We start from the raw sequence: 20,881 nt of genomic DNA on the forward strand, positions 1-20,881 counted from the left end.
CTCCGGCGCATCAGGTGGCGGCCTTTCGCCCGAGGAACCGGAACTGCAGGGCGCAGAGGACGATGACGCCGGCCATCAGCACCACGGATTGCGCGGAGGACGAGCCGGCGTTCGCATTGACGACGCCGTCGAGGTACACCTTGAGGACGAGCGTCTGGGTCGACTGGCCGGGCCCTCCGCCGTTCACCGCGTAGACGGTCGCGAAGGTGTCGAAGGCCGCGTAGACGAGGTCGACCACGAGCAGGAAGTAGACGGTCGGCATCAGCAGCGGCAGGACGATGGTGCGGAACCGGCGGACGCCGCGGGCGCCGTCGATGCGGGCCGCCTCGATGATCGTCTTCGGGATGGCCTGGAGGCCCGCCAGGAAGAAGATGAAGTTGTAGCTGACCTGTTTCCACGCGGCGGCCAGAATTACGAGCCCCATGGCCTGCGTGCCGTCGAGCTTGTAGTCCCAGGCGATCCCGATCCGGTTCAGCCACGCCCCGACGAGACCGATCTGCGGGTGGAACATCAGCACCCACAGCACGGCCGCCATGGCCGGCGCCACCGCGTAGGGCCAGATCAGCATCGTGCGGTAGAAGGCGCGCCCCCGAATCTCGGTATCGGCCAGGACCGCGAGCCCGAGCGCCACGCCCATCGCGATCCCGGTCACGCAGGCGCAGAACACCAGCGTCCGCCCGATCGCGGCGAGGTAGAGCGGATCGCCGAACAGGTCGACGAAGTTGTCGAGACCGACGAATTCCGTGCTGGTGCCGAAGGCGTCCTCGCGCTCCAGGCTCGATTTGATCGCCTGGATGGCCGGCCACAGGAAGAAGACGCCGGTCAGCACCAGTTGCGGCAGGATCAGCAGCGCCGGGAGCACCCGGCCCGGGAACAGCGTCCGTCGTTCCATCTCACGCGTGCCTTCCGCCGGTCCGCCGCGTCAGCCGCGCGCGGATTTCTGGAAGTCGCGCAGGACGCGGTTCCCGCGCGCGGCGGCGGCGTCCATCGCCGATTGCGCCGTCTGCTGGCCCTGGAGCGCCTTCTCGATCTCCTCGTAAAGGATCGCGCGGATCTCCGGCAGGCGGCCGAGGCGCAGGCCGCGCGAGTTCGGGGTCAGCTCCCCGCGGGAGAGCTGCCGCGCCGGCACGTCGGTGCCGGGATTTTTGTCGAAGTAGCCCGCCTGCTTCGTGGCCGCGTAGCCCGCGACCGTCACCGGAACGTAGCCGGTGTTCTGGGCGTAGAGGGCAACCTGCTCGGGCTTCGCGATGAAAGCGTAGAAGGCCGCGACGCCCTTGTATTCGGCCTCGCTGCGCTTCGGCGCCGTCATCGCCCACAGGCTGGCGCCGCCGATGATGGAGTTGTTCGGGCGCGGATTCAGCGCCGGCTCGGTCGGCAGGAAGGCCTCGGCGTAACGGAACTTGGCGTTCTTGACGATGTCGGCACGGCCCGAGGACGAGCCGAAGCCGATCGCGGCCTGCCCGGAATAGAAGACCGCATCGGGCGCGCCGTCGCGGCCGGCGTACTTGAAGGCGCCGTCCTTCGACAGGTCCAGGAAGCGCTGGAGCTGGTCGACGAACGGCTTGGTGTTGATGAGCAGTTCCGCGCCGAGGCCGTCGTAGCCGTCGTTCTCGGTGGCGTAGGCGAGGTTCTGGATCGCGGCGTATTCCTCGAACTGGATCCAGGTCATCCAGGCGGAGGTGCTGGCGATGGGCGTGGCCGCCTTGGAGGCGAGGGTGCGGGCCGCCTTGGCGAAGTCGTCGTAGGTGGCCGGCGGCGCGTCCGGGTCGAGCCCCGCCTTCTCGAAGGCGTCGCGGTTGTACCACATGACCGCCGTCGAGGAGTTGAAGGGCATCGAGGCGAGCTTGCCGTCGGCCAAGCTGTAGTATCCCCGCACGCCTGGGATGTAGGCCTTGGGATCGAGTGCGAGCCCGGTCTCCTCCGCCAGCTTCCAGGCCGGCTTGATGGCGGCGCCAGCCTGCAGCATCGTGCCCGTGCCGACCTCGAAGATCTGGACGACGTGCGGCGCCCTGCCGGCGCGGTAGGCCGCGATCGCCGCCGTCAGCGTCTCGGGATAGGTGCCCTTGAACACCGCCTCGAGGGTGACATCGGACTGGCTCGCGTTGAAGTCGCGCGTCAGCCGCTCGACCTCCTCGCCGTTCGCGCCCGACATCGCATGCCAGAGCACGATGCGCGTCCTGTCGCCGGCGGAGACGGAGGCCGACGGGCGAAGCGCAGCCCACGCGGCAAGACCGCCGACGCCGGCCAACAGGACGCGACGATCCATCCGAAACCCTCCCCGTCGGCGGAACCGCCCTGCCCGTTGTCCTCGGGCTTGAGATGCGATCCCACGGCACCCGCACCGGACGGCGCGACGCTCATGCCTTCATCATGCACGGACCGACCAGCGGAATAAAGCGCCACGCCGTGCGGTCCCGCGATTTGGCTTCAGGCGTCGGAGGAGCCATCCCCGCTTCGCGCGCCTCGTGGTCGTTTTGCCGGCTTCGCCGCCCCGCCGGAGGCGCCGTCGGCTCGCCTTGCATCGCAGCACTCGCTTACGGCGTTCGATGGCTTTCGCCGCTGTATGCGGCTGGAGCGCGATCACGCCCTCGGGCATCGACGCGGTGATCGGGGTCAACCTCAGCGACCGTTCACGCCGGATCGCGCGCGGGAAACCAGTTGCCGTGGAAGCCCGGCGGGATCCGGTGCCCGAGGTGGATCGTGGCGACGGGCGGCGCCTCGAACGCGCGCGCATCGAGGACGACGAAGTCGGTCGTGTCGCGCGCCGTGTCGACGACGAGCCCGATCAGCCATCCCTCGTCCTCGCCGGCCTCCGGCCGCGCCGGCACGAAGACGAACTCCCCCGGGACGCGGCCGGTACCGAATTCGTGCACGCGCCGCGCCCCGCGCGCCAGATCGTGCTTGTAGATCTGCGTCGCGCCTTCGAGCTGCGTGTTGCCGTCGGCGGGGACCGAGACCGCGTAGACGTAGCGGTGGGGTCGCCCGAAGCGGCGCTCGTCGATCCGCGGAAACTCCTGCGCCGCCGGATCAACCACCCGCCGGTCGACCCGCCCCGTCGCGGGGTCGACGGTCCAGCGCTCCAGCCGGCCCGGCCTGTCGAGGCCGCCGCCTGCCGAGGCGAACACGCTCTCGTAGGCGACGACGTCGAGGACCACCCGCCCGTCCGCGTCGTCGTAGGCGTTGGCGACGTGGAACACGAAGCATGGATCGAGGGCGCACCATGTGATGTCGGCGGCCGTCCCGTGCCGGGGGAGCAGGCCGAGGCGCGCGCGGTGGGCAGGGTTCCAGCGGAACGGGAAGCGGTGGCCGGCCAGCACCGCCCGCATCGAGAAGGTAAGGGGCAGGTCCAGCACCACCGCGAAGCGCGCCGTGATCGCGCAATCGTGGATGCAGGGGCCGTGCTCGACCGGGATCGAGACGTCGCGCACGACGCGGCCGGCGGGCGAGACGACGACGTGGCGCACGCTGTCCCAGATCCGTCCGTCGTAGGCGATGGCATGCGTCTCGCCGGTCTCGGGGTCGCCGTGCGGATGCCCGGTGAAGGAGCCGGCGAGCGTCCCCTCGAACGGATCGTAAAGCTGCGTCTCCAGATCCTCGGACAGCGCGACCGGATAGCTGCCGGCCTCGACCAGGGCGAAGGCGCGGCCGCCGATCTCGACGACGTTGGTGTTGACGGTGTCGTCGCCCCGGCGCGGTCCGGGGGCGGCGGGCCGGCCGAGCGCCGCCGAGGCCGCCCGCGAGCCGATCCAGCGGTTGCGGTACCACAGGGCCTTGCCGCCCGCGACGCGGAGGCCGTGCACCATGCCGTCGCCCAGGAACCAATCGTGGCCGCGCGTCGTCGGGCGGGCCGGGTTGGCGCCCATCTTGAGGTAGCGCCCGTCGAGCCCCGATGGGATCGTCCCGGTCACGGGCAGGTCCCGCAGCGTCAGCTCCGCGCGCATCGGCGCGTGGACGCCGACCACGAAGGGGTGCGCCGTCCCCGGCAGGCGCAGCCGGTTGCCGGCCGCCACCAGCGCGACGAGCCCCTCGGCGGCGGCGCGGACGGTCGACGTGAGACGGTTCGGCATCGGTCGAGGGGTTCCAAGGGCGGTGCGGGGACGAGAGCCGTGATGAACCGTGACGGATGCGCCGGGTCGCGACCGCACGCGCGCCTTGAGCGGGATCGAGAACCGACATAGGGCCGAGGGGCTTCCTCCGGCAATGCGATCGCCGCCCCGACGCGGAGAACCGATGATGCGCCTCGCCCGCCTGCTCCGCGCCGCAGCCCTCCCGATGGCCCTGGCGACGGCCGGCCCGGCACCCTCTGGAACCGTGTCGGAGACATCGCCCTGGGCCGACTGCCTGGGCAGGATCGCCGCCGACGCCCAGGCCCGCGGGGTGCCGCCGGCCTGGGCGGACGGGCAGCTCGTCGGCTTGACGCCCAACCCGGACGTGCTGGCGGCGACCCGCGGCCAAGCCGAGTTCGTCAAGCCGATCTGGGCCTACCTCGACGCCACGATCACCGAGGCGACCATCGCCGAAGGGCAGCGCAAGCTCGAGGAATGGGCCGCGGTCCTCGAGGCGATCGAGCGGCGCACCGGCGTCGACCGCTTCACCCTCGTGGCCTTCTGGGGCGTCGAGTCGGGCTACGGCAAAGTCCTCGACGACGCCGCGATCGTCCGTCCGGTGGTGCAATCGCTCGCGACGCTGGCCTGCGGCGATCCAGGCCGACCGGGCTACTGGCGCGACGAGCTCGTCGAGGCGCTTCGGATCCTCGCGCAAGGGGATGTGCCGCCCGCGCGCCTGACCGGCTCCTGGGCCGGCGCCATGGGGCATACCCAGTTCATGCCGAGCGTCTACCGCGCCCACGCCGTGGATTTCGACGGCGACGGCCGGCGCGACCTCTGGTCGGTGCCCGATGCCCTCGCTTCGACGGCGAACTACCTCGTCGCCATGGGCTGGCGCGGCAACGAGCCCTGGGGCGGCGAAGCCGTGCTGGGAGAAAGCTTCGACTACGCGCTGGCGGACGAGACCACCCCGCGCAGCCTCGACGCTTGGCGCGCGCTCGGCGCGACGCCCGTCCCCGATCGCAAAGCGGACGGCGTCGCGCAGGCCACCCTCGTCGTCCCCGCGGGCGCGGGCGGCCCGGCCTTCCTGCTGCGGCCGAACTTCTCGGTGATCCTGCGCTACAACACGTCGCTGTCCTACGCGCTCACCGTCGCGCACCTGTCGGACCGCCTTCGCGGGCAGGCCGCTTTCGCCCGCGACTGGCCCCGTGGCGACCGCGTCCTGACCGAAGCCGAGCGCCGCGACCTTCAGATCGGCCTGGACGCGCACGGCCACACGGCCGGCGCCGTGGACGGCCGGATCGGTCCGAAGACGCGGGCCGCGATCCGCGCCTACCAGGCCTCGACCGGCCTCCGTCCGGACGGCTATGCCGACGTCGCCCTGCTGGAGCGGCTGCGGACGTCGCCCTGACGTCCGGCGCCGGCGGGCGTGGACGACGGTCCGTATTCGCGCCGGCCCGCGATCGGATCACCGGGGCATCCCCCTCGCTGGAGCAGGCTCTAGGCGCGCAGGCGACGGGCCGCGCCCGGCGCCGCGGCGGATGTCGGCTCCCTGGACCCGGCGCTCGCATGATCGGGCGACGTCCGGACGTCGCCCGCCTCCTGGACCATCGCCGCGGCAAGAAGGCGTGCGCGCTCGGCCCAGCGGTCCCGTTCCGCCCGCAGGGCGTCCATCTGGTCCTGGTGCAAGGCCAGCGCGACCTCAAGCGCGTCGATCTCCGTCCGAAGCTCGCTCGTCCGTTGCCGCTCGCGCGCCAGGGCGGTCTTGAGCACGGACAAGGCAGCGTCCGCCGCGCCGCCCGCCGAGCCCGTCGCGTCGCCTCCCGGGCGGGCGCGCGGGCCGACGACCGCGATCGGGCCGGCCAGGACCGCGTCGGGCGCCGGCGGGATCCGGGGGGCCGCATCCTCTCGCCGAAGCTGCGCGATCTCCGTTCGCAGCTGCTCGACATCGAGGCCCGTTGCGGGCAGATCCTCGGACGGCGAAGCGATCGGCGCGGGTGCCGGCACCCGCTCCTCCTCCAGCACGAGCCCGTGCAGCATCGCGAACACGGCGTCGCCGTCCAGGCGCGAGAGGTCGAAGCCGCTCTCGGCCGCCAGCTGGCTGAATTGCGCCTGTCCCCCGGCGGACTGGCCGACGAAGGCCATCGACCAGTTCGCGAAGCCGCGCTTCTCGGCCGGCCCGCATTGGAGGACCGTCACGTCGCCGTGCCGATCGTCGCACTGGATCCGCTCGAACGTCTCCTCGACCTCGCGGCGCGGTCCCTCCAGAACCTGGGCGAACGCCCCCGCATTGAACATCAGCGCGCCGGTCACGTCCGACTCGACGTTGTTCCGTTGCGACGCCGCGAGGATCTGCGTGATCGATGCCGTCATCTCGGCCTCCGATCCCTTCAGCAGGTTCTTGCTCGCGTAGACCAGGCGATAGAGTTCGCTCATCAGAGACTATCCGGGACTGGGGTGGATCACGCGTGCGGCGGGTAGCTCGCGAGGAAGGTCATGAGGTCGTCGGCCGGTATCGGCCTGCTGATGAGATAGCCCTGCACGTCGGTGCAGCCCTCTTCGCGGATGCGCTGCATCTGCTCCGGCGTCTCGACGCCTTCGGCGACCGTCGTCATGCCCAGGCTCTTGCCGAGGCCCGCGATGGCCCTGATGATTGCGTCGCCGTCCGGCTTGCTCGACAGGTCCTTCACGAAGGAGCGGTCGATCTTGATCTTGTCGAAGGGGAACGAGCGCAGGTAGCTCAGGGAGGAGTAGCCCGTGCCGAAATCATCCATCGACACGCGGACGCCGAGCTCGCGCAGCCGATGCAGCGTCCGCAGCGTCTTCTCGTTCTCCTGAAGCAGCACGCCCTCGGTGATCTCGACCTCCAGGCGCCGGGCGGGCAAGCCCGAGCCGGCAAGCGCCGACATGATCGTCTCGACCAGGCGGTCGCTCTTGAACTGGGCCGGGGACACGTTCACGGCCACCGCCATGTGCGCCGGCCAGTGCATCGCGTCGCGGCAGGCCTGCCGGATGACCCAGTCGCCGATCGGCACGATCAGGCCGATCTCCTCGGCCAGCGGGATGAAGTCCAGTGGTGAGACCGCCCCGCGCTCGGGATGCTTCCAGCGGATCAGGGCCTCGCAGCCGATCAGCCGATCGCCGTCGAGCTGCATCTGCGGCTGGTAGTGCAGCTGGAACTCGCGGCGGGCGAGCGCCTGACGCATGTCGAGCTCCAGCCGGCGGCGCGCCTGCATGCGCGCGTCCATCTCGGGCTCGAAGAAGCGGTACGTGCCGCGTCCGTCGACCTTGGCCCGGTAGAGGGCCAGGTCGGCGTTCTTCAGGAGCGTCTCGGAGGCGTCCCCGTCGTTGGGCGCCAACGCGACGCCGACGCTGGCCCCGATCGTCAGGAGATGCCCGTCGATCATGTAGGTTCGGCCGATCAGGTCGACGAGGCGCCGAGCCAGGGCCTGCGTGTCGCTGGCCTCGCGGATGCCTGCCTGCACGATGATGAACTCGTCGCCGCCGATCCGGGCGACGGTGTCGGTGGGCCGCACGGCCGAGCGCAGTCGATCGGCGACCTTCTTCAGGAGCGCGTCGCCGATCGGGTGGCCGAGCGTGTCGTTGACGGGCTTGAAGCGATCGAGGTCGACGAGGAGAAGCGCGCACTTCTCGCCGTTGCGATGGAGGCGCACGAGGGCCTCGGAGAGTCGTTCCTGCAGGAGCAGGCGGTTCGGCAAGCCGGTGAGCGGATCCTGGCGTGCCGCCTCGTCGGCGCGCGCCTCGCTGGCTTTGCGCGCGCTGACGTCCTCGATCGTCGCGATCCAACCCTGTTCCTCTGCAGGATTCAGCTCGACCTGCAGCGTGAGCCCCTGATCCCTGACCTCGAACGAAACGGCCGTGCGACGATCGCGTCCCTGGCGCAAGGATCGGAAGACCTCGCGCCTCGGTTTCGCAGTCCCGGCGCACAGGGCGCGAAGCAACGGCCTGGCACCCGGTTCGCGCGAAGGCGGCAGGAAGTTGGTCAGCAGGCGCTCGGCCGGCGCATTCGAGACGATCACGCGCCCCGCATCGTCGATCATCAGCAGCCCGTGCCGGATCACGTCGAGATAGCGCGCCCAGGTGTGGGAGGGGGCGCCCGCGTTCGGCCGCAGGCTCCGCGGCGTCTCGCACCGGGCAGCGCCAAGGTAGTGCCGTTCAGCGCTCATGGCACATCGGACCCGATCTCAGGCCGCCCAGCGAGCGTGCCGAATGGAAGCACTTATTTATAGAGGTAGAATTCTTAATTAGAGGCTACACTGGGCGTTGAATTCGCGCTCTCAAGTTGCAATCAGCCGCCATTCGAACCTGTCGCCACCGCGCAGGTCGACGGCCTTGGCTGCCATGGTATCGGCAGCAACGGACTGGCGGCAAAGCCGACGCCCTCCGGCAGCGGTTCATCGGGAGCCGGTAGGTCGAACTTGGATCGACTGTCGAACGCAGGCATCCGGCACCTGAGGCGACGCCGGATACCGGGGTCGACACGCACGGACTTGATGTTCCCGGCGGCGTGCAAGGTGGTCGCACGCCGGCATCCGCAGCTGCCAAACTCGCAAATTCTGCGCGATCCACCGCGGTGACGGGGGAAACGGACCGCTGCCGGAACGGCAGAAAACGGATGTCCGCTTCCGGGGTAAAGCGTCGATCCCGTCCGACGTTTGGCCTTGAACCAGACGTTCGATTCGAGCTCGAAGCGTCAACGGCCGCCTCTGCGTCCCGGCAGCGCCGGCAAGGGCCGTCTCGGGCCAGGTGGCTCGCGGAGCCGCCTGGATAACCACCCTGGCGGTCTCGACTGTCCCCTGCCGGCGGAAGACTGCCGAAGACCTCAGCCGGAGGACCAAACCATCTCGACCATCAGTCCCCCCTCGGCGGCCTCGCCGAATGCCATCCGGGCACCGGCTGCCTCGGCTACGTCGCGGGCGATCGCCAACCCGAAACCGGTGCCCGGTCGGCTTTCGTCCCAGCGCACCCCACGGCCCAGCCCGGCCAGGGCCGTGGGGTCCATCCCCGGCCCATCGTCGCTGACCGACAAGCGGCCTCCCGCCCCGTCCGGCGTCCCGGTGACGCGCACACGCCGGTGTGCCCACTTGCGCGCGTTGTCGAGCAGGTTGCCCAGAACCTCCATCAGCTCGCCCTCGTCGCCCGGGTAAGACAGATCGGCAGGGACAGATACGTCCCAGACCAGTGAGTCGCCCTCGGGAAGCCGCCGCATCGTGGCGACGAGCCTGTCCACGACCGCCGCCACGCCACAGGATCTGCGACGCAGGTCCCGAGCACCCGCGAGGCGCGCTCGAGACAGCGTGCGCTCGACCTGACCGCCCATCGCCTGTGTCTGTTCCGCGATCTGCTGCGCCACAACCGGTTCCGTTGCGGAGAGCCTGCGCATCAGGGCGTCGATGACGGCCAACGGCGTCTTCAGTCCGTGTGCCATGTCCGCCGCGCCGGCCTCCGCTCGCTTGAGCGCCCGTTCCTGTGCGTCGAGCAACGAATTGAGGTCGGCCACGAGCGGACGAACCTCGTCCGGGAAGACGTCCGGGAGGCGTTCGCGCGTTCCGGCATGCACCGCGGCAAGGCTCGCGCGCAACGTTCGAAATGGCGTCAGCGCGCGATGGACGAAGACCGCCATCGCCAGGGTCAGCACAACGAACAGCGCGGCGAGCGACGGCATAAGAAGGCGCAGGAACGTCGACCGGCTCGCGGCCAGTCCACGCCGATCCTCGGCGACGGTGACCCGCAACCGTGTCGCCGTTCCACCGGCCCCATCGATCTCGACCGGTCGCGATAGGGACAGGAGCCGCCCCCCATCCGGTCCCGTCGCATCGGCGACCATCGGCGCATCACCCGTGTCCAGGCCCGACGATTCGAGCCTCTTGTCCCAAAGCGAGCGCGATCGCAGGGACCGCCGGTCCGGCGTCTCGACCTGCCAGTACAGGCCGCCATAGGGTGTGGCGAACCGCGGATCCGGCGGCTCGCGCGACAGGGTCGGGGCACCGTCCGAAGCCAGTCCGACGCGCCCGGCGATGAGCTTGGCCGAGCGGTCGAGCTCGTCGGCCGTTCGGGCGTCCAGCACGCGGTCGAAGATGATCGTCAGGCCGAAGCCGGCCAGCAGCAGAGCGAGGCTGATCAAGGCGGCGCCGGTGATCCCGAGGCGCAGGCGCAGGGAGTCCGCCCTCAACGGCCAGGCGCCTTCGGTTGGTCGGCGGGGACGAGGTACCCCTGGCCGCGCCGGGTCTCGATCATTCCCGGCCCGAGCTTGCGTCGCAACCGCGTCAACAGCGCCTCGAGTGCGTTGGCCTCGCGGTCGCTTCCGACGCCGTGGAGGTGGTCGAGAAGTTCGCCGGCCGGAACCACCTGTCCCTGCTGGTGCATAAGGAAAGCGAGCAGGCGGTACTCCAACGCGGTCAGGTCGATCTCGCGACCGGCGACGCTGACGGCCCGGGTGCGCGTATCGAGCTCAACGGCGCCGGCGCGCAGCACCGGCGAAGCGTGGCCGGCGGTGCGCCGCAGGATTGCGCGCAGCCGCGCTGCGAGCTCTTCCATTCGAAATGGCTTGGCGAGGTAGTCGTCGGCGCCTGCGTCGATGCCCTCCACGCGCTCCCGCCAGCCATCGCGCGCGGTGAGGATCAGCACGGGGACCATCGTGCCGGCCGCGCGCAGGCGGCGGAGCACGCCGAGGCCATCGAGGCGCGGCAGGCCCAAGTCCAGCACCATCGCGTCGTAGGTCTCGGTCTCGGCGCGGAACCACGCGGCCTCGCCATCCGCGACGACGTCCACAACGTAGCCGGCACGCTCCAGGCCAGCGCTCACGTCCGCGGCGATGCGGGGCTCGTCCTCGACGACTAGCACCCGCATCGGACGCGTTTCCATGTCAGGTCAGTCATCGTCGTCCCTGTCGATGATCTGCAGCGACTGCGCATCGACCTTCACGTCGCGTCGTTTGCTGTCCGCGCCGAGGATACGCAGCTTGTACAACCAGTGCCCGTCGTGGTGCTTCAGGTCGAGGGCCACGACGTCGCCGGGCACGGCAGCACGGGCGGCGCGCAGGACCTCGTCGAGCGGACGGATCTCGCCGCGTTCGAGGGCGCGACGGGCCCGGTCGGCGTCGTCGTCCGCGCGCGCAGGGACCATCCGGACGAGACCTGAGCAAAGGGCGGCAACGAGAAGGATGCGGAGGATCGGCATGGACACTGGCACCATGGCTGGGTCAACCTGACGGGAGGCTGACGGGCTCCGTCAGGCCGGCGGGTTCAGGATCCGCCAGAACGCTCCGCAGATCCCTCGTTCGCGGAGCCGCACGGCCATGTCCATCATCATCGGCATCCTTCTGACCGTCGTGGCGGCGATTGCCGGCACGATCCTGTGCCCGCCGCCGGCCACAAGACATCAACCCCCGGCCCGGGTCCCGGACAACCGCGTCTTGACGCTGGCCCTGGCCACTTGTCTCGCCATCGCGGGGAAACCGGCGTTGGCTGGGGAGCCGGCGACGGGGCATGCCTCGCTGATCAACGGGACCACCCTCACGATCGACGGCGGATCCGTCACGCTGTTCGGCATCGTGATGCCCGCACCGGATGCGACGTGTTGGGACGCCCACGAGGTTCCCTACGCGTGCGGCCGCCAAGTCCGCGAGAAGATGATCGCACGCATCGGGACGGCGGAGCCGATTTGCGAGCGGCACGATCGCCCAGACAGCGGTTCCGCCGAGGCGACGTGCCGAATCGGTGACGAGGACCTCGGCGATTGGATGATCGCCAACGGTTACGCGATGCCCGCCCGCGACGCGCCGGCATCCTACAGGCGGGCGAGCGACCGGGCCTGGGGGCGTCGTGCCGGCTTGTGGGCCGGAGTGTTCGACGATCCGACGGACTGACGGCAGGGCGGGCGATAGGGCGTATCCGATAGACGAACGGCGCCGCTCTAGGTGCGTGCAGTTGCCATGACGTGCCCGCCGGCGACCGGCGAAATCGCCGTGCGGTCAGGCTGCACGGCGGCCTGACCCATTCGCGATGGCGGGTCGCGGTGCACCACGCGGGGGCCGGGAAACGTCCGCCGCGGGGGCGATCGTCAGTTCGCCGAGGCGGTCCGCGGAGCGGCCTCCTCTCCGGCGACGCGGACGACGTCCCCGCTCGCCAGGAACTCCTGAGGATTGTCGATCAGCCGTTCGGCGGTGGTCACGCCCGCGCGCACCTCGACCTCGTTGCCGAGGTTCCGCCCGAGCGTCACGGGCTTCAGCGCGATCCGGTGGTCGTCGCCCACCTGCGCCACTTGCGTGCCGTTGCGGTCGAACACCAGCGCGGTGGCGGGCACGCGCAACGTCCCCGGGTCCGAGGGCACGTGGAATCGCACCTCCACGAACGCCCCCGGCCAGAGCTTGCCTTCCGGGTTGTCGGCCTGGAGCTCCACGAGACCCTTTCGGGAATCCTCCGCGATGGCGTTCGCGGTCGAGGTCACCTCCGCGTCGAACGCCGCCTCCTGCCCCGGCACGCGCAGGGAGGCCTTCAACCCCGGCTTCATCACGGCGAGGAAGGCCTGCGGCACGTTCACGTAGGCGCGCACCCGGTGGAGATCCGAGACCCGGTAGAGCGGCCGTCCCGAGGTTCCCCCCGCCGTGAGCAGGTCGCCGATGTCGACGTTGCGCGCGGTCACGACCCCGTCGAAGGGTGCCCGGACCTCCTTGAACCGCGTCAGTTCCTCCAGGCGCCCGACATTGGCCTGCTGGGCGACGATGTTCGCCTTGGCCACCGACAGGGCCGCCGTGCGCGAGGCCGCGGTGAAGCGGTCGGTGTCGCCGCGCTCCTCGCTCGACCAGCCCTGCGTGACCAAGCGGGCGGTGCGCTTGTTGGTGGCCGCGCTGAGATCGGCGTTCGCCTGAGCCTGGTCGACCGCCGCCTGAAGCTGAACAAGGGTGGCGCGCGCCTCGGCGAGTTGCTGGTCGAGGTCGGGCGCCGAGATCTCGGCCAGGACCTCGTCCTTGCGCACGCGGGCGCCGATATCCCGATGCCAGGCCGTGACGTAGCCGCTGGCGCGGGCATACAGCGTCCCGGTGTAGAAGGCGCTCAGCGACCCGGGCAAGGTCAGGTCCTCGTCCATGGGCCCGCGCCGGGCGTGCACCACCCGAACGGTGGGCACGGCCTGCCGTTCGGTCCAGCTCTCGACCTCTTGCATCCCCTTCGCACGGTCACTGATGCCGACCCAGGCCAGCGCCGCGGCGCCGATGGCCACGCCCGCCAGCAGCGCGCCGACCCGGCGCCCCGACCGCGTGCGGGGCGACGCGACTGCGGGCTCGGCGCTCGCGTGCGCGGCGTCGTCGGATTTGGCGTGTTGGGTTGGGTGCATGCGGGATCTGCGCTCAGGCCGATGGGGACGAGAGGGGCTGGGGGGAAGCGTCTTCGCGCCGGGCCGCGGCGCGGCGCGGCCGCCCATGCACGATGCCGAAGACCACCGGCACGAAGAACAAGGTCGCGAGCGTGGCGAACAGCAATCCGCCGATCACGGCGCGGCCGAGCGGGGCGTTCTGGCCCGGCTCGATCGCCATCGGCGCCATGCCGATCATCATCGCCAGCGCGGTCATCATCACAGGCCGCAGCCGCGTCGCCCCGGCCGCCAGCGCCGCCTCGATCGCCGTGCGTCCCGCGTCGAGCTGCTCGCGGGCGAAGCTGATGACCAGGATCGAGTTGGCGGTCGCCACGCCCATGCACATGATCGCCCCCGTCAGCGCCGGCACCGAAACGTGGGTGTGCGTGGCGAACAGCATCCACACGATGCCGGCCAACGCTGCCGGCAGCGCCGTCACGATGACGAACGGGTCGACCCAGGACTGGAAGTTGACGACGATGAGCAGGTAGATGAGCACGATCGCGAAGGCGAGGCCCACGAGCAGCTGCTGGTAGGCCTGCGCCATGGTCACCGCCTGCCCGCGCACCGTGACGGTCGCCCCCTTCGGCAGGTCGGCCCGCGTCGCGTCGATCGCCCCCTGGATGTCCGCGGTGACGCCGCCGAGATCGCGGTCCTGCGTCGTGGCCAGGATGTTGACGGTGGGGGCGATGTTGTAGTCGGTCGCCACCGCGCTGAGCGGCTCGGGGCGGATCGTCGCCAAGCCCCCCAGGAGCTGCTCCGAGCGGGCGGCGGTGATCGGCAGGTTGTTGAGCGCGCCCAGCGTGTCGATCGAATACTGCGGCGTCTGGACGGAGACCGGGTAGGACACGCCATTGCGCGGGTCGAGCCAGTAGGTCGGAGCTGTCTGCGTGCTGCCCGACAGCGTCGCCTGGAGGCTCGCGGCCGCGTCGCCCTCGGTCAGGCCGACGACCCCGGCGAGCGCGCGATCGAAATCGACCCGCAGCGCCGGGTTGCGCGCCTGCTCCTGGATGCGGGCGTCCGCGACCCCGGCTACGCGGCGGACCCGGGCCAGGAGCATGTTGGCGTAGGCGCGGCCCCCCGCGATGTCGCGGCTGGCCACCTGGACATCCAGCGCGGCGGGGGAGCCGAAGTTCAGGATCTGGCTGACGATGTCGGCGGGCAGGAAGGCGAAGGTCACGCCGGGAAAATCCTGCGGCAGGCGCTCACGCAGCTGCCGGGTCAGCGCCGCGGTCGATGGGCCGCCTTCGCTTCCGCCACTGGTCTCGTCGAGGGTCACCAGCATGTCGGCGTCAAAGGTGCCGATGGTGCCGCTGTTGCCATAGGAAATGTTGATGCCGCTGATCGGAAGGCCGATGTTGTTGACGACGCTGGCCACCCGTCCCGGCGGAATCAGCGCGCGCAGCCGTCCCTCGACCCGCCCGGTCAGGGCCGTCATCTCCTCGATGCGCGTGCCCGTCGGGGCCCGCAGGTGGATGCGGAGCGCCCCTGCATCCACGTCCGGGAAGAAGTCCCGCCCGAGATAGGGGACGAGGCCGAACGACAGGCCGACCACCGCGAGGAAGCCGACGGCGAACGACTTCCGGCGCGACAGCGCCAAGCCGAGCAGCCCGAGATAGGCCTGCCGCAGGGCCTCGAAGCGGCGCTCGAAGCCTCGCTGAAACCGGGCGAAGGGGCCGGGCTTGTTCGCCGGATCCTGCCCGTGGGCGTGCTCGGTCAGCAGGTAGCGCGCCAGCGTCGGCACCAGGGTATAGGTGAGCGCGTAGGACGCGATCATCGCGAACACCACCGCCATCGCCAGCGGCCGGAACAGGAAGCCCGCCACGCCGCCCAACGCCAGGAGCGGCACGAAGGCGATGCAGATGCAGAACAGGGCGACGGTGGCCGGCGGCATGATCTCCTGCGCCCCGCGGGTGATCGCGGTGACGATGTCCTCGCCGAACTCTTCCATGTGCCGGTTGATGTTCTCGATGGTCACGGTCGCATCGTCGACGAGGATGCCGACGGCCAGCGCGAGGCCGCCGAGCGTCATCACGTTGATGGTCTGCCCGAGCGCCGAGAGCGCGATCAGCGAGCACATCACGGCGAGCGGGATCGACACGGTGATGATCAGCGTCGAGCGCCAGCTGCCCAGGAAGACCAGGATCATCAGGCCGGTCAGCGCGGCGGCGATGACCCCCTCGCGCACCACCGCCACCACAGACTCGCGCACGAAGCTCGACTGGTCGGCCACGTACTTGAGGTCGACGCCCGTCGGCAGGCCCGCCTGGATGGCGGGCAGGCGCGCCTTGACGTCGGCGATGATGTCCAAGGTCGAGGCGTTGCCGATCTTGAGGATCGACATCAGCACGCCCTTCTTGCCGTCGAGCTGGACGACGTTGGTCTGGGGCGGCGAGCCGTTGCGCACGTGGGCGACGTCGCGCATGAAAACCACGGCGCCGTCCACGACCTTGACCGGCAGGTCGTTGAACGCCTCGATGCTCTTGGGTGAATCGTTGAGGTCGACGATCCACTCGAAGCTCCCGATCTTCTGGGTGCCCACCGGATTGATCAGGTTCTGCCGGGCCAAGGCCGCGCCGACGTCGGCCGCCGACAGGCCGTGGGCGTGCAGCGCCGACTGGTCGAGATCGATCTGCACCTGGCGCGCGGCGCCGCCGTAGGCGTAGGGCAGCTGCGCCCCGGGGATCGTGGTGAGCTGAGGCCGGATGAAGTTCTGCGCGAGGTCGTTGAGCGCCGTCTGCGAGAGGCTGTCGCTGGACAGGGCGAGCTGGATGATGGGCACGCTCGACGCGTTGTAGGCGAGCATCAGGGGCGGCGTGACGCCCGGCGGCAGCTGCTTGAGCTGCGTCTGCGAGATGGAGGTGACCTGCGCCTGGGCTGCGGTGATGTCGACGCCGGGCTGGAAGTAGATCTTCACGATCCCGTAGCCCGGGACCGATTGCGACTCGATGTGCTCGATGTCGTTGACCGTGGTGGTCAGCGAGCGCTCGAACACCGATACGATGCGTCCCGCCATGTCGTCGGGCTGCAACCCGGTGTACTGCCAGACGACGCTGATCACCGGGATGCCGATCCGGGGGAAGATGTCGGTCGGGGTGCGCACGATCGCCATGACCCCGAAGATCAGGATCAGGATCGACATCACGACGAAGGTGTAGGGCCGCAGCAGGGCCAGTCGGACGATCGCCGCCATACCTTGAATTCGCCTCGATCAATCCGTTGGGCGGGGCTCGACGGCCGCGTACAGAAGCATATCGCATCATGCATTCATCGGGCCAGTGCGGCAATTTGATGACGTCACGCGCGCGAGGCGACCAGAAACAAGGAGATACAATCCTCTATCGATGGTCAGTGCAGTCATCTCTGCTGTCGTTGACGGCACTGAATACGATTCTTAGCGTACTTTTATGGCACGCCGAGCGATGACTGCGCCCTGACGATTTGGGCTGCCGCTGCGGCAACCTGAGCTTTCTCTTGGATCAGGGCGCGGCGGAACTGACCCACACCCGCCTTGAATTCACAGCGGATCTCGGACGACACGGGTGCCGGACCGGCGGCTCATCGTTCGATGCGGTAGACGCCGCCGTCTGGAGCGAGACCGCGCGGACGTTTATCGGTCGATGAGACCGCACCATGGTTTTCGGACCGTGAACGCCATTTCCGCCATCGGAGTTTCTGCCTAACCGGCAGCCGGCCCGGATTGTCGCCCGACATCCCACCCTGTGATGTCCAAAACCAGGCCATCCTCCTGGCGTTGCCCCCCGTCCCGGCTGCCGGACCCGGATGGTCCGGCAGCCGATCGCTTCCAACCCGGCAGCGCTCGCGTCAACGGGGGCTTGGCCCGGGCTGACGTTCCGCCATCGGTCTCCCCCGGCCTGGGGCACGGCAACGGTACGCGCCGAACAGCGGCCATCGGCGAAGACTTCTGCGAAAACGCCTTCCTGAACCTCGTCATGGATCACGAGCGCCGCACGCACATCGTCCAGCCTCAGGTAGCCGCCACGCCACCATCTCCAGCCCGACGGACCATGCTCGAAAAGGTGTCGAAGGTCTTCTCGGTCGGTGTCTAATCGAGATTCCAACCCTCCAGGATCTGCTCCGGGGTCGACGCTTCGACGTTCCCCGGTTTCGACGGAGGCGCGCCCTCGGTTCGGGGGCGTCGCTTGTCGGTCGCTCAGGGGTCGGCGTCGTAGTCCCACGATGCCGGTCGCCGATGACGCTCATCACCTCGAGTTCGGCTTCGACGAACGCGAGATGGAGACGACGATCCCCCGGCGATCCGAACGCGATGTTCAGTCCGGCATCGAGGACGGTCATCATGGCGTCGTGGTCGAAGTGCGTGGCGGTGCAGTCGCCGCGCGCGTTGGCGTCCCGCAACTCGGCCTCCCGCGACGCGATCTCCCGCCCGAGTGCGTCGAACCCTTCGCGAGAGAGAGCGTCGGCACCGCGCCGCCGCGCTTCATCCGCGGCGAGCTTGCGATGGCGGAACGTCGCGACCAGACCCTGAAGAACCGTGTCGTCGAGGTCCGTGAGTTTCGGCTGAGCGCTGAGGCAGACGGCGCTTCGCCAAGCGGACGAGTGCGTCCGCCTCGCCATCCAGCCGGCGGGCCCGATCGCGTACCACGTCCGCGTCGCGGGTGCCGAGGCTGACCCAGAACTCCCGGCCGGCCCGCCTTCCCTTCAGCGAGACGGGCGCGCTTTCGTCGAAGATGCCAGGCCCTGCCGTTCCGAGCACGGCCGGCATGTCGGCGCGCAGCGCATCCGGGATGGTGCGACGGACATAGAAGATGCCCCGACGCTGGACGAGACCCACCATCTGCCTCTGGCTTCGTCGCACGCCCTCGTAGCAGGTGCGCGCTGAAAGCCCACGGCATCAGGAAGATACCGTCATCGCAATGGCGCAAGGACGATTTGGCGGAGAGGGGATTCGCCGCCAACAAGCCTAAACGCCTGACAACAAAGGTTCTATCAACCCGCCGATACCGAAGTTCGTAGCAACTTTTTGGGGCAACCGGCAAACACGAAACCGATCGCGACAGCACCTCGGCCCCGCACTCAAACGGTCATTCCACTTTGCGCCCATCCCGGTCATTCGGCGCCCTCCGTCGGAACGTGCAGAACGGACGCTACAGCACCCAATTTGTTGAGTCCTGGTTGCGCCATGAGCGGACATCACCCCACCGCCCGGAGGCGGACATTCACTTGCTGGTAGACAATGTTCCGGTGTCGACCCTTCTCGGACCGTCGGAGGGTCCGCTTCGCTGCAGGTTGGCGGAGGATGACCTGCGTCTGGGTCGCGTGGTTTCCAGCCGGTCCGCTTATGGCATGGGATGACGACATCGGACTTTTGCCCGAATGCCGACCGTCCGATTCAGATAGCCGCTCTGAACCGAACGGTCGGCGGTGCGCCTGATACGAGCAGCCCTGCGAGCTTCTCCAACCCTTCGTGAAGCGAGGCTTGGTCCGGCGCCGCGTTGACGCAGACACGCACACTGCCATTCTGGTGCAAGGAGGACACCTCGAATAGGCCGAGTGGCGTGACCCCCACCCCGATGTCTTCGGCGGCTTGCCTGTAAGCCTCGGCAGACCAGCCGTTCCGCAGGTTGAGGCAGAAGTAGAACGCGTTTCGGTGGCTCATGATGGCGCGCTCCGGCATGAGGGAGGCTACGAGGGCCTGCCGGGCTTCGGTTTCCGTCCGCAAGTCGGCCACGACCCGATCGATCTGCTGCGAGGCCAGCAGGCGCGTCGCCCATTCGGCGGTGAAGGGGGAGGCCATCAGGGTGCTGGCTCGAAGGGCGATGCCGAACGCATAGACCAGATGCCGCGGCACTCTCATGAACCCGACGCGCAGCCCCGGGCCGATGAGTTTCGACACGCTGGAGATGTGCACCACCCGGTCCGGGGCAGAGGCGGCCAGCGGCCGCAACAGCGGATCGGGCAAAAAGCCGTAGACGTCGTCCTCGACGATCATGACGTCGTGGCGTTCACAGACCTCGGCCACCTCCCGACGCCGCTCCGCCGACATCGTCGCCGTGGTCGGGTTGTGCAGCGTCGGCGTGCAGAAGAGGACCTTCGCGTTCGTCCGCCGGCAGACCACGTCGAGATGGTCGGGCACGAGGCCCTCGCGGTCCATACGCACGCCGACCAGCGAACGTCCCAGCATGCCGGCTGCGGATTTCAGGCCGTAGAAGGTGACCTCCTCCGTCAGGACGGCCTCGCCGGGGCGGGTCAGCGCCATGAGCGCCAGCAGCAGGCCGTGCTGGCCGCCGCAGGTGATCAGCACGTCGTCGGCCTGCGCCTCGATCCCGAACCGGCCGAGCCAGTGCGCGGCGATGTCCCGATGCCGGCCGAGGCCGATATCGACTTGGGCGGAGAGCATGGCGTCGACATCGACCCCGCCCTCGAAGCACGGCCGGATCGCAGCTAGCGCGGGATGATGCATCGCATGCGCTGGAAAGTTGTGAGACAGGTCGAGGAAGGCCGGACGCGGGGCGGGGGTCCGCAGGGACGACGGACCGTCGGTTGCCTGCACAGGGTTGAGGAACGTGCCTCGGCCGACCTCGCCCCGCGCCAGGCCCGTGCGTTGCATCTCGGCATAGGCTCGGCTGATCGTGCCGATGTTGAGCGACAGCCAGTCGGCGAGGTCCCGCTGCGGCGGCAACCGGTCGCCAGGGCGCAGGATGCCGGCTCGCAGGGCGATCTCCACCGCCCCCACGATAGCGCGAAAGCGCGGACCCGCAGTTCGCTCGACCGCCTCCGTCCATCCCGGTCGCGTCATGCCTGTTCCGATTGTCCGAGTGATTGTCCTAGTTTCATCCGAGTGCCGGCGGAAATTCAAGCAGCTTGCCGCAAGTCTCCCCGCGCAGAACCAGACAATCCGCCCTAATCTGATCGTGACAATGCGGTTCACGGTGGTGACCGCGGTAGGGCCTTGCGGGCATGGCCTGCAACGAGGAGTCCACGGTGCCGAATTCCGAGACCACGTCAGCCGCCCTCTTTCACATGATCGCCGGGGGGCCGAAGCCGGTGGCGCCCTTCAGCCATGCGGTCGAGATCGACGGCATGGTGTTCGTGACGGGGCAGATGCCCGATACCCCGCAGGCTCCCGGCCTCCTGCCGGAGGGCATCGAGGCGCAGACCCTCAACGTGATGGCCAATCTCGAAGCCGTGCTGGCCGGGATCGGGCTGGGCTTCGAGCACGTCGTCGTCGCCCGCGCCTTCCTCACGGAGTTCCAGCGCGACTACGCGACCTTCAACACGACCTACAAGTCGTTCTTCCCGCAGGATCGGCTGCCGGCACGCACCTGCATCGGCACGACGGGCCTCGCCTACGACGCGCTGGTCGAGATCGACCTGGTGGCCCATCGCGGAGCGGCACCATCCCGGATGGCCTGAACCGTCCCCGCCGAGACGAGAAACCGGCCCGGCGCAGGATGCGGCGGCACGATCATCATCGAGAGCAG

Annotated in this window: 15 protein-coding genes; 3 read left to right on the forward strand and 12 right to left on the reverse strand. The window is 69.4% G+C overall.

The features are described 5' to 3' along the window. Positions 1 to 10: 10 nt before the first annotated feature. The 3 genes from MKK70_RS04505 to MKK70_RS04515 all read right to left on the reverse strand — a co-directional run bounded on the left by MKK70_RS04505 (position 11) and on the right by MKK70_RS04515 (position 4,067). A complete protein-coding gene (locus tag MKK70_RS04505; RefSeq protein ID WP_243946034.1) occupies positions 11 to 892 on the reverse strand; it encodes an ABC transporter permease subunit in 882 nt (293 codons plus the stop codon). A 30-nt stretch (positions 893 to 922) separates the two neighbouring features. Next, positions 923 to 2,266 carry a sn-glycerol-3-phosphate ABC transporter substrate-binding protein UgpB gene (ugpB, locus tag MKK70_RS04510; RefSeq protein ID WP_243946036.1) on the reverse strand — a complete coding sequence of 448 codons (1,344 nt, stop codon included), beginning with the start codon at positions 2,264 to 2,266 and terminating at the stop codon, positions 923 to 925. Positions 2,267 to 2,630: 364 nt separating this feature from the next. Further along, complete coding sequence (locus MKK70_RS04515; protein ID WP_243946038.1) at positions 2,631 to 4,067, reverse strand: carotenoid oxygenase family protein; 1,437 nt, start codon at positions 4,065 to 4,067, stop codon at positions 2,631 to 2,633. A gap of 163 nt (positions 4,068 to 4,230) precedes the next feature. Between MKK70_RS04515 and MKK70_RS04520 the strand changes: the two genes are divergently transcribed. After that, positions 4,231 to 5,457, forward strand: a complete 1,227-nt coding sequence (locus MKK70_RS04520) for a lytic murein transglycosylase (RefSeq protein WP_243946040.1) — start codon at positions 4,231 to 4,233, stop codon at positions 5,455 to 5,457. 89 nt (positions 5,458 to 5,546) lie between these two features. Here the strand turns inward: MKK70_RS04520 and MKK70_RS04525 are convergent, their stop codons facing one another. The 5 genes from MKK70_RS04525 to MKK70_RS04545 all read right to left on the reverse strand — a co-directional run bounded on the left by MKK70_RS04525 (position 5,547) and on the right by MKK70_RS04545 (position 11,246). After that, positions 5,547 to 6,482, reverse strand: coding sequence for a BLUF domain-containing protein (locus MKK70_RS04525; RefSeq protein WP_243946042.1), 936 nt, complete (start codon positions 6,480 to 6,482; stop codon positions 5,547 to 5,549). 26 nt (positions 6,483 to 6,508) lie between these two features. After that, the gene (locus MKK70_RS04530; RefSeq protein ID WP_243946044.1) at positions 6,509 to 8,233 is read right to left on the reverse strand and encodes a putative bifunctional diguanylate cyclase/phosphodiesterase; all 1,725 of its coding nucleotides are present in this window, start codon (positions 8,231 to 8,233) and stop codon (positions 6,509 to 6,511) included. A gap of 656 nt (positions 8,234 to 8,889) precedes the next feature. Beyond that, on the reverse strand, positions 8,890 to 10,239 hold the full coding sequence (locus MKK70_RS04535; RefSeq protein WP_243946046.1) for a sensor histidine kinase: 1,350 nt from the start codon (positions 10,237 to 10,239) through the stop codon (positions 8,890 to 8,892). Continuing rightward, the gene (locus MKK70_RS04540) at positions 10,236 to 10,916 is read right to left on the reverse strand and encodes a response regulator transcription factor (RefSeq protein ID WP_147843851.1); all 681 of its coding nucleotides are present in this window, start codon (positions 10,914 to 10,916) and stop codon (positions 10,236 to 10,238) included. Before MKK70_RS04540 ends, MKK70_RS04535 begins: the two co-directional genes overlap by 4 nt. A gap of 21 nt (positions 10,917 to 10,937) precedes the next feature. Next, positions 10,938 to 11,246: a PepSY domain-containing protein gene (locus MKK70_RS04545; RefSeq protein ID WP_187274690.1), complete on the reverse strand. Its 309-nt coding sequence runs from the start codon at positions 11,244 to 11,246 to the stop codon at positions 10,938 to 10,940. A gap of 118 nt (positions 11,247 to 11,364) precedes the next feature. Here MKK70_RS04545 and MKK70_RS04550 point away from each other — a divergent pair, with 118 nt between their 5' ends. Beyond that, complete coding sequence (locus MKK70_RS04550) at positions 11,365 to 11,934, forward strand: thermonuclease family protein (protein WP_243936727.1); 570 nt, start codon at positions 11,365 to 11,367, stop codon at positions 11,932 to 11,934. Positions 11,935 to 12,128: 194 nt separating this feature from the next. Here MKK70_RS04550 and MKK70_RS04555 read toward each other — a convergent pair whose 3' ends face one another. The 4 genes from MKK70_RS04555 to MKK70_RS04570 all read right to left on the reverse strand — a co-directional run bounded on the left by MKK70_RS04555 (position 12,129) and on the right by MKK70_RS04570 (position 20,196). Then, on the reverse strand, positions 12,129 to 13,400 hold the full coding sequence (locus MKK70_RS04555) for an efflux RND transporter periplasmic adaptor subunit (protein ID WP_243946048.1): 1,272 nt from the start codon (positions 13,398 to 13,400) through the stop codon (positions 12,129 to 12,131). A 13-nt stretch (positions 13,401 to 13,413) separates the two neighbouring features. Then, on the reverse strand, positions 13,414 to 16,611 hold the full coding sequence (locus MKK70_RS04560; RefSeq protein WP_243946050.1) for an efflux RND transporter permease subunit: 3,198 nt from the start codon (positions 16,609 to 16,611) through the stop codon (positions 13,414 to 13,416). A gap of 1,266 nt (positions 16,612 to 17,877) precedes the next feature. Beyond that, positions 17,878 to 18,234 carry a DUF6538 domain-containing protein gene (locus MKK70_RS30995; protein ID WP_405042095.1) on the reverse strand — a complete coding sequence of 119 codons (357 nt, stop codon included), beginning with the start codon at positions 18,232 to 18,234 and terminating at the stop codon, positions 17,878 to 17,880. Positions 18,235 to 18,789: 555 nt separating this feature from the next. Beyond that, positions 18,790 to 20,196 carry a PLP-dependent aminotransferase family protein gene (locus MKK70_RS04570; protein ID WP_279603512.1) on the reverse strand — a complete coding sequence of 469 codons (1,407 nt, stop codon included), beginning with the start codon at positions 20,194 to 20,196 and terminating at the stop codon, positions 18,790 to 18,792. Positions 20,197 to 20,420: 224 nt separating this feature from the next. Between MKK70_RS04570 and MKK70_RS04575 the strand changes: the two genes are divergently transcribed. Beyond that, positions 20,421 to 20,813, forward strand: coding sequence for a RidA family protein (locus tag MKK70_RS04575; protein ID WP_243946104.1), 393 nt, complete (start codon positions 20,421 to 20,423; stop codon positions 20,811 to 20,813). The last annotated feature ends 68 nt before the right edge of the window (positions 20,814 to 20,881 follow it).

The sequence above is a fragment of the Methylobacterium sp. E-041 genome, assembly GCF_022829665.1.
GTDB lineage: Bacteria > Pseudomonadota > Alphaproteobacteria > Rhizobiales > Beijerinckiaceae > Methylobacterium.

Bases quoted from the DNA above. Each gene is read 5' to 3' on its own strand.
- MKK70_RS04505 (WP_243946034.1), bottom strand. From the start codon at position 892: ATGGAACGACGGACGCTGTTCCCGGGCCGGGTGCTCCCGGCGCTGCTG.
- ugpB (WP_243946036.1), bottom strand. From the start codon at position 2,266: ATGGATCGTCGCGTCCTGTTGGCCGGCGTCGGCGGTCTTGCCGCGTGG.
- MKK70_RS04515 (WP_243946038.1), bottom strand. From the start codon at position 4,067: ATGCCGAACCGTCTCACGTCGACCGTCCGCGCCGCCGCCGAGGGGCTC.
- MKK70_RS04520 (WP_243946040.1), top strand. From the start codon at position 4,231: ATGATGCGCCTCGCCCGCCTGCTCCGCGCCGCAGCCCTCCCGATGGCC.
- MKK70_RS04525 (WP_243946042.1), bottom strand. From the start codon at position 6,482: ATGAGCGAACTCTATCGCCTGGTCTACGCGAGCAAGAACCTGCTGAAG.
- MKK70_RS04530 (WP_243946044.1), bottom strand. From the start codon at position 8,233: ATGAGCGCTGAACGGCACTACCTTGGCGCTGCCCGGTGCGAGACGCCG.
- MKK70_RS04540 (WP_147843851.1), bottom strand. From the start codon at position 10,916: ATGCGGGTGCTAGTCGTCGAGGACGAGCCCCGCATCGCCGCGGACGTG.
- MKK70_RS04545 (WP_187274690.1), bottom strand. From the start codon at position 11,246: ATGCCGATCCTCCGCATCCTTCTCGTTGCCGCCCTTTGCTCAGGTCTC.
- MKK70_RS04550 (WP_243936727.1), top strand. From the start codon at position 11,365: ATGTCCATCATCATCGGCATCCTTCTGACCGTCGTGGCGGCGATTGCC.
- MKK70_RS04555 (WP_243946048.1), bottom strand. From the start codon at position 13,400: ATGCACCCAACCCAACACGCCAAATCCGACGACGCCGCGCACGCGAGC.
- MKK70_RS04560 (WP_243946050.1), bottom strand. From the start codon at position 16,611: ATGGCGGCGATCGTCCGACTGGCCCTGCTGCGGCCCTACACCTTCGTC.
- MKK70_RS30995 (WP_405042095.1), bottom strand. From the start codon at position 18,234: ATGGTGGGTCTCGTCCAGCGTCGGGGCATCTTCTATGTCCGTCGCACC.
- MKK70_RS04570 (WP_279603512.1), bottom strand. From the start codon at position 20,196: ATGACGCGACCGGGATGGACGGAGGCGGTCGAGCGAACTGCGGGTCCG.
- MKK70_RS04575 (WP_243946104.1), top strand. From the start codon at position 20,421: ATGATCGCCGGGGGGCCGAAGCCGGTGGCGCCCTTCAGCCATGCGGTC.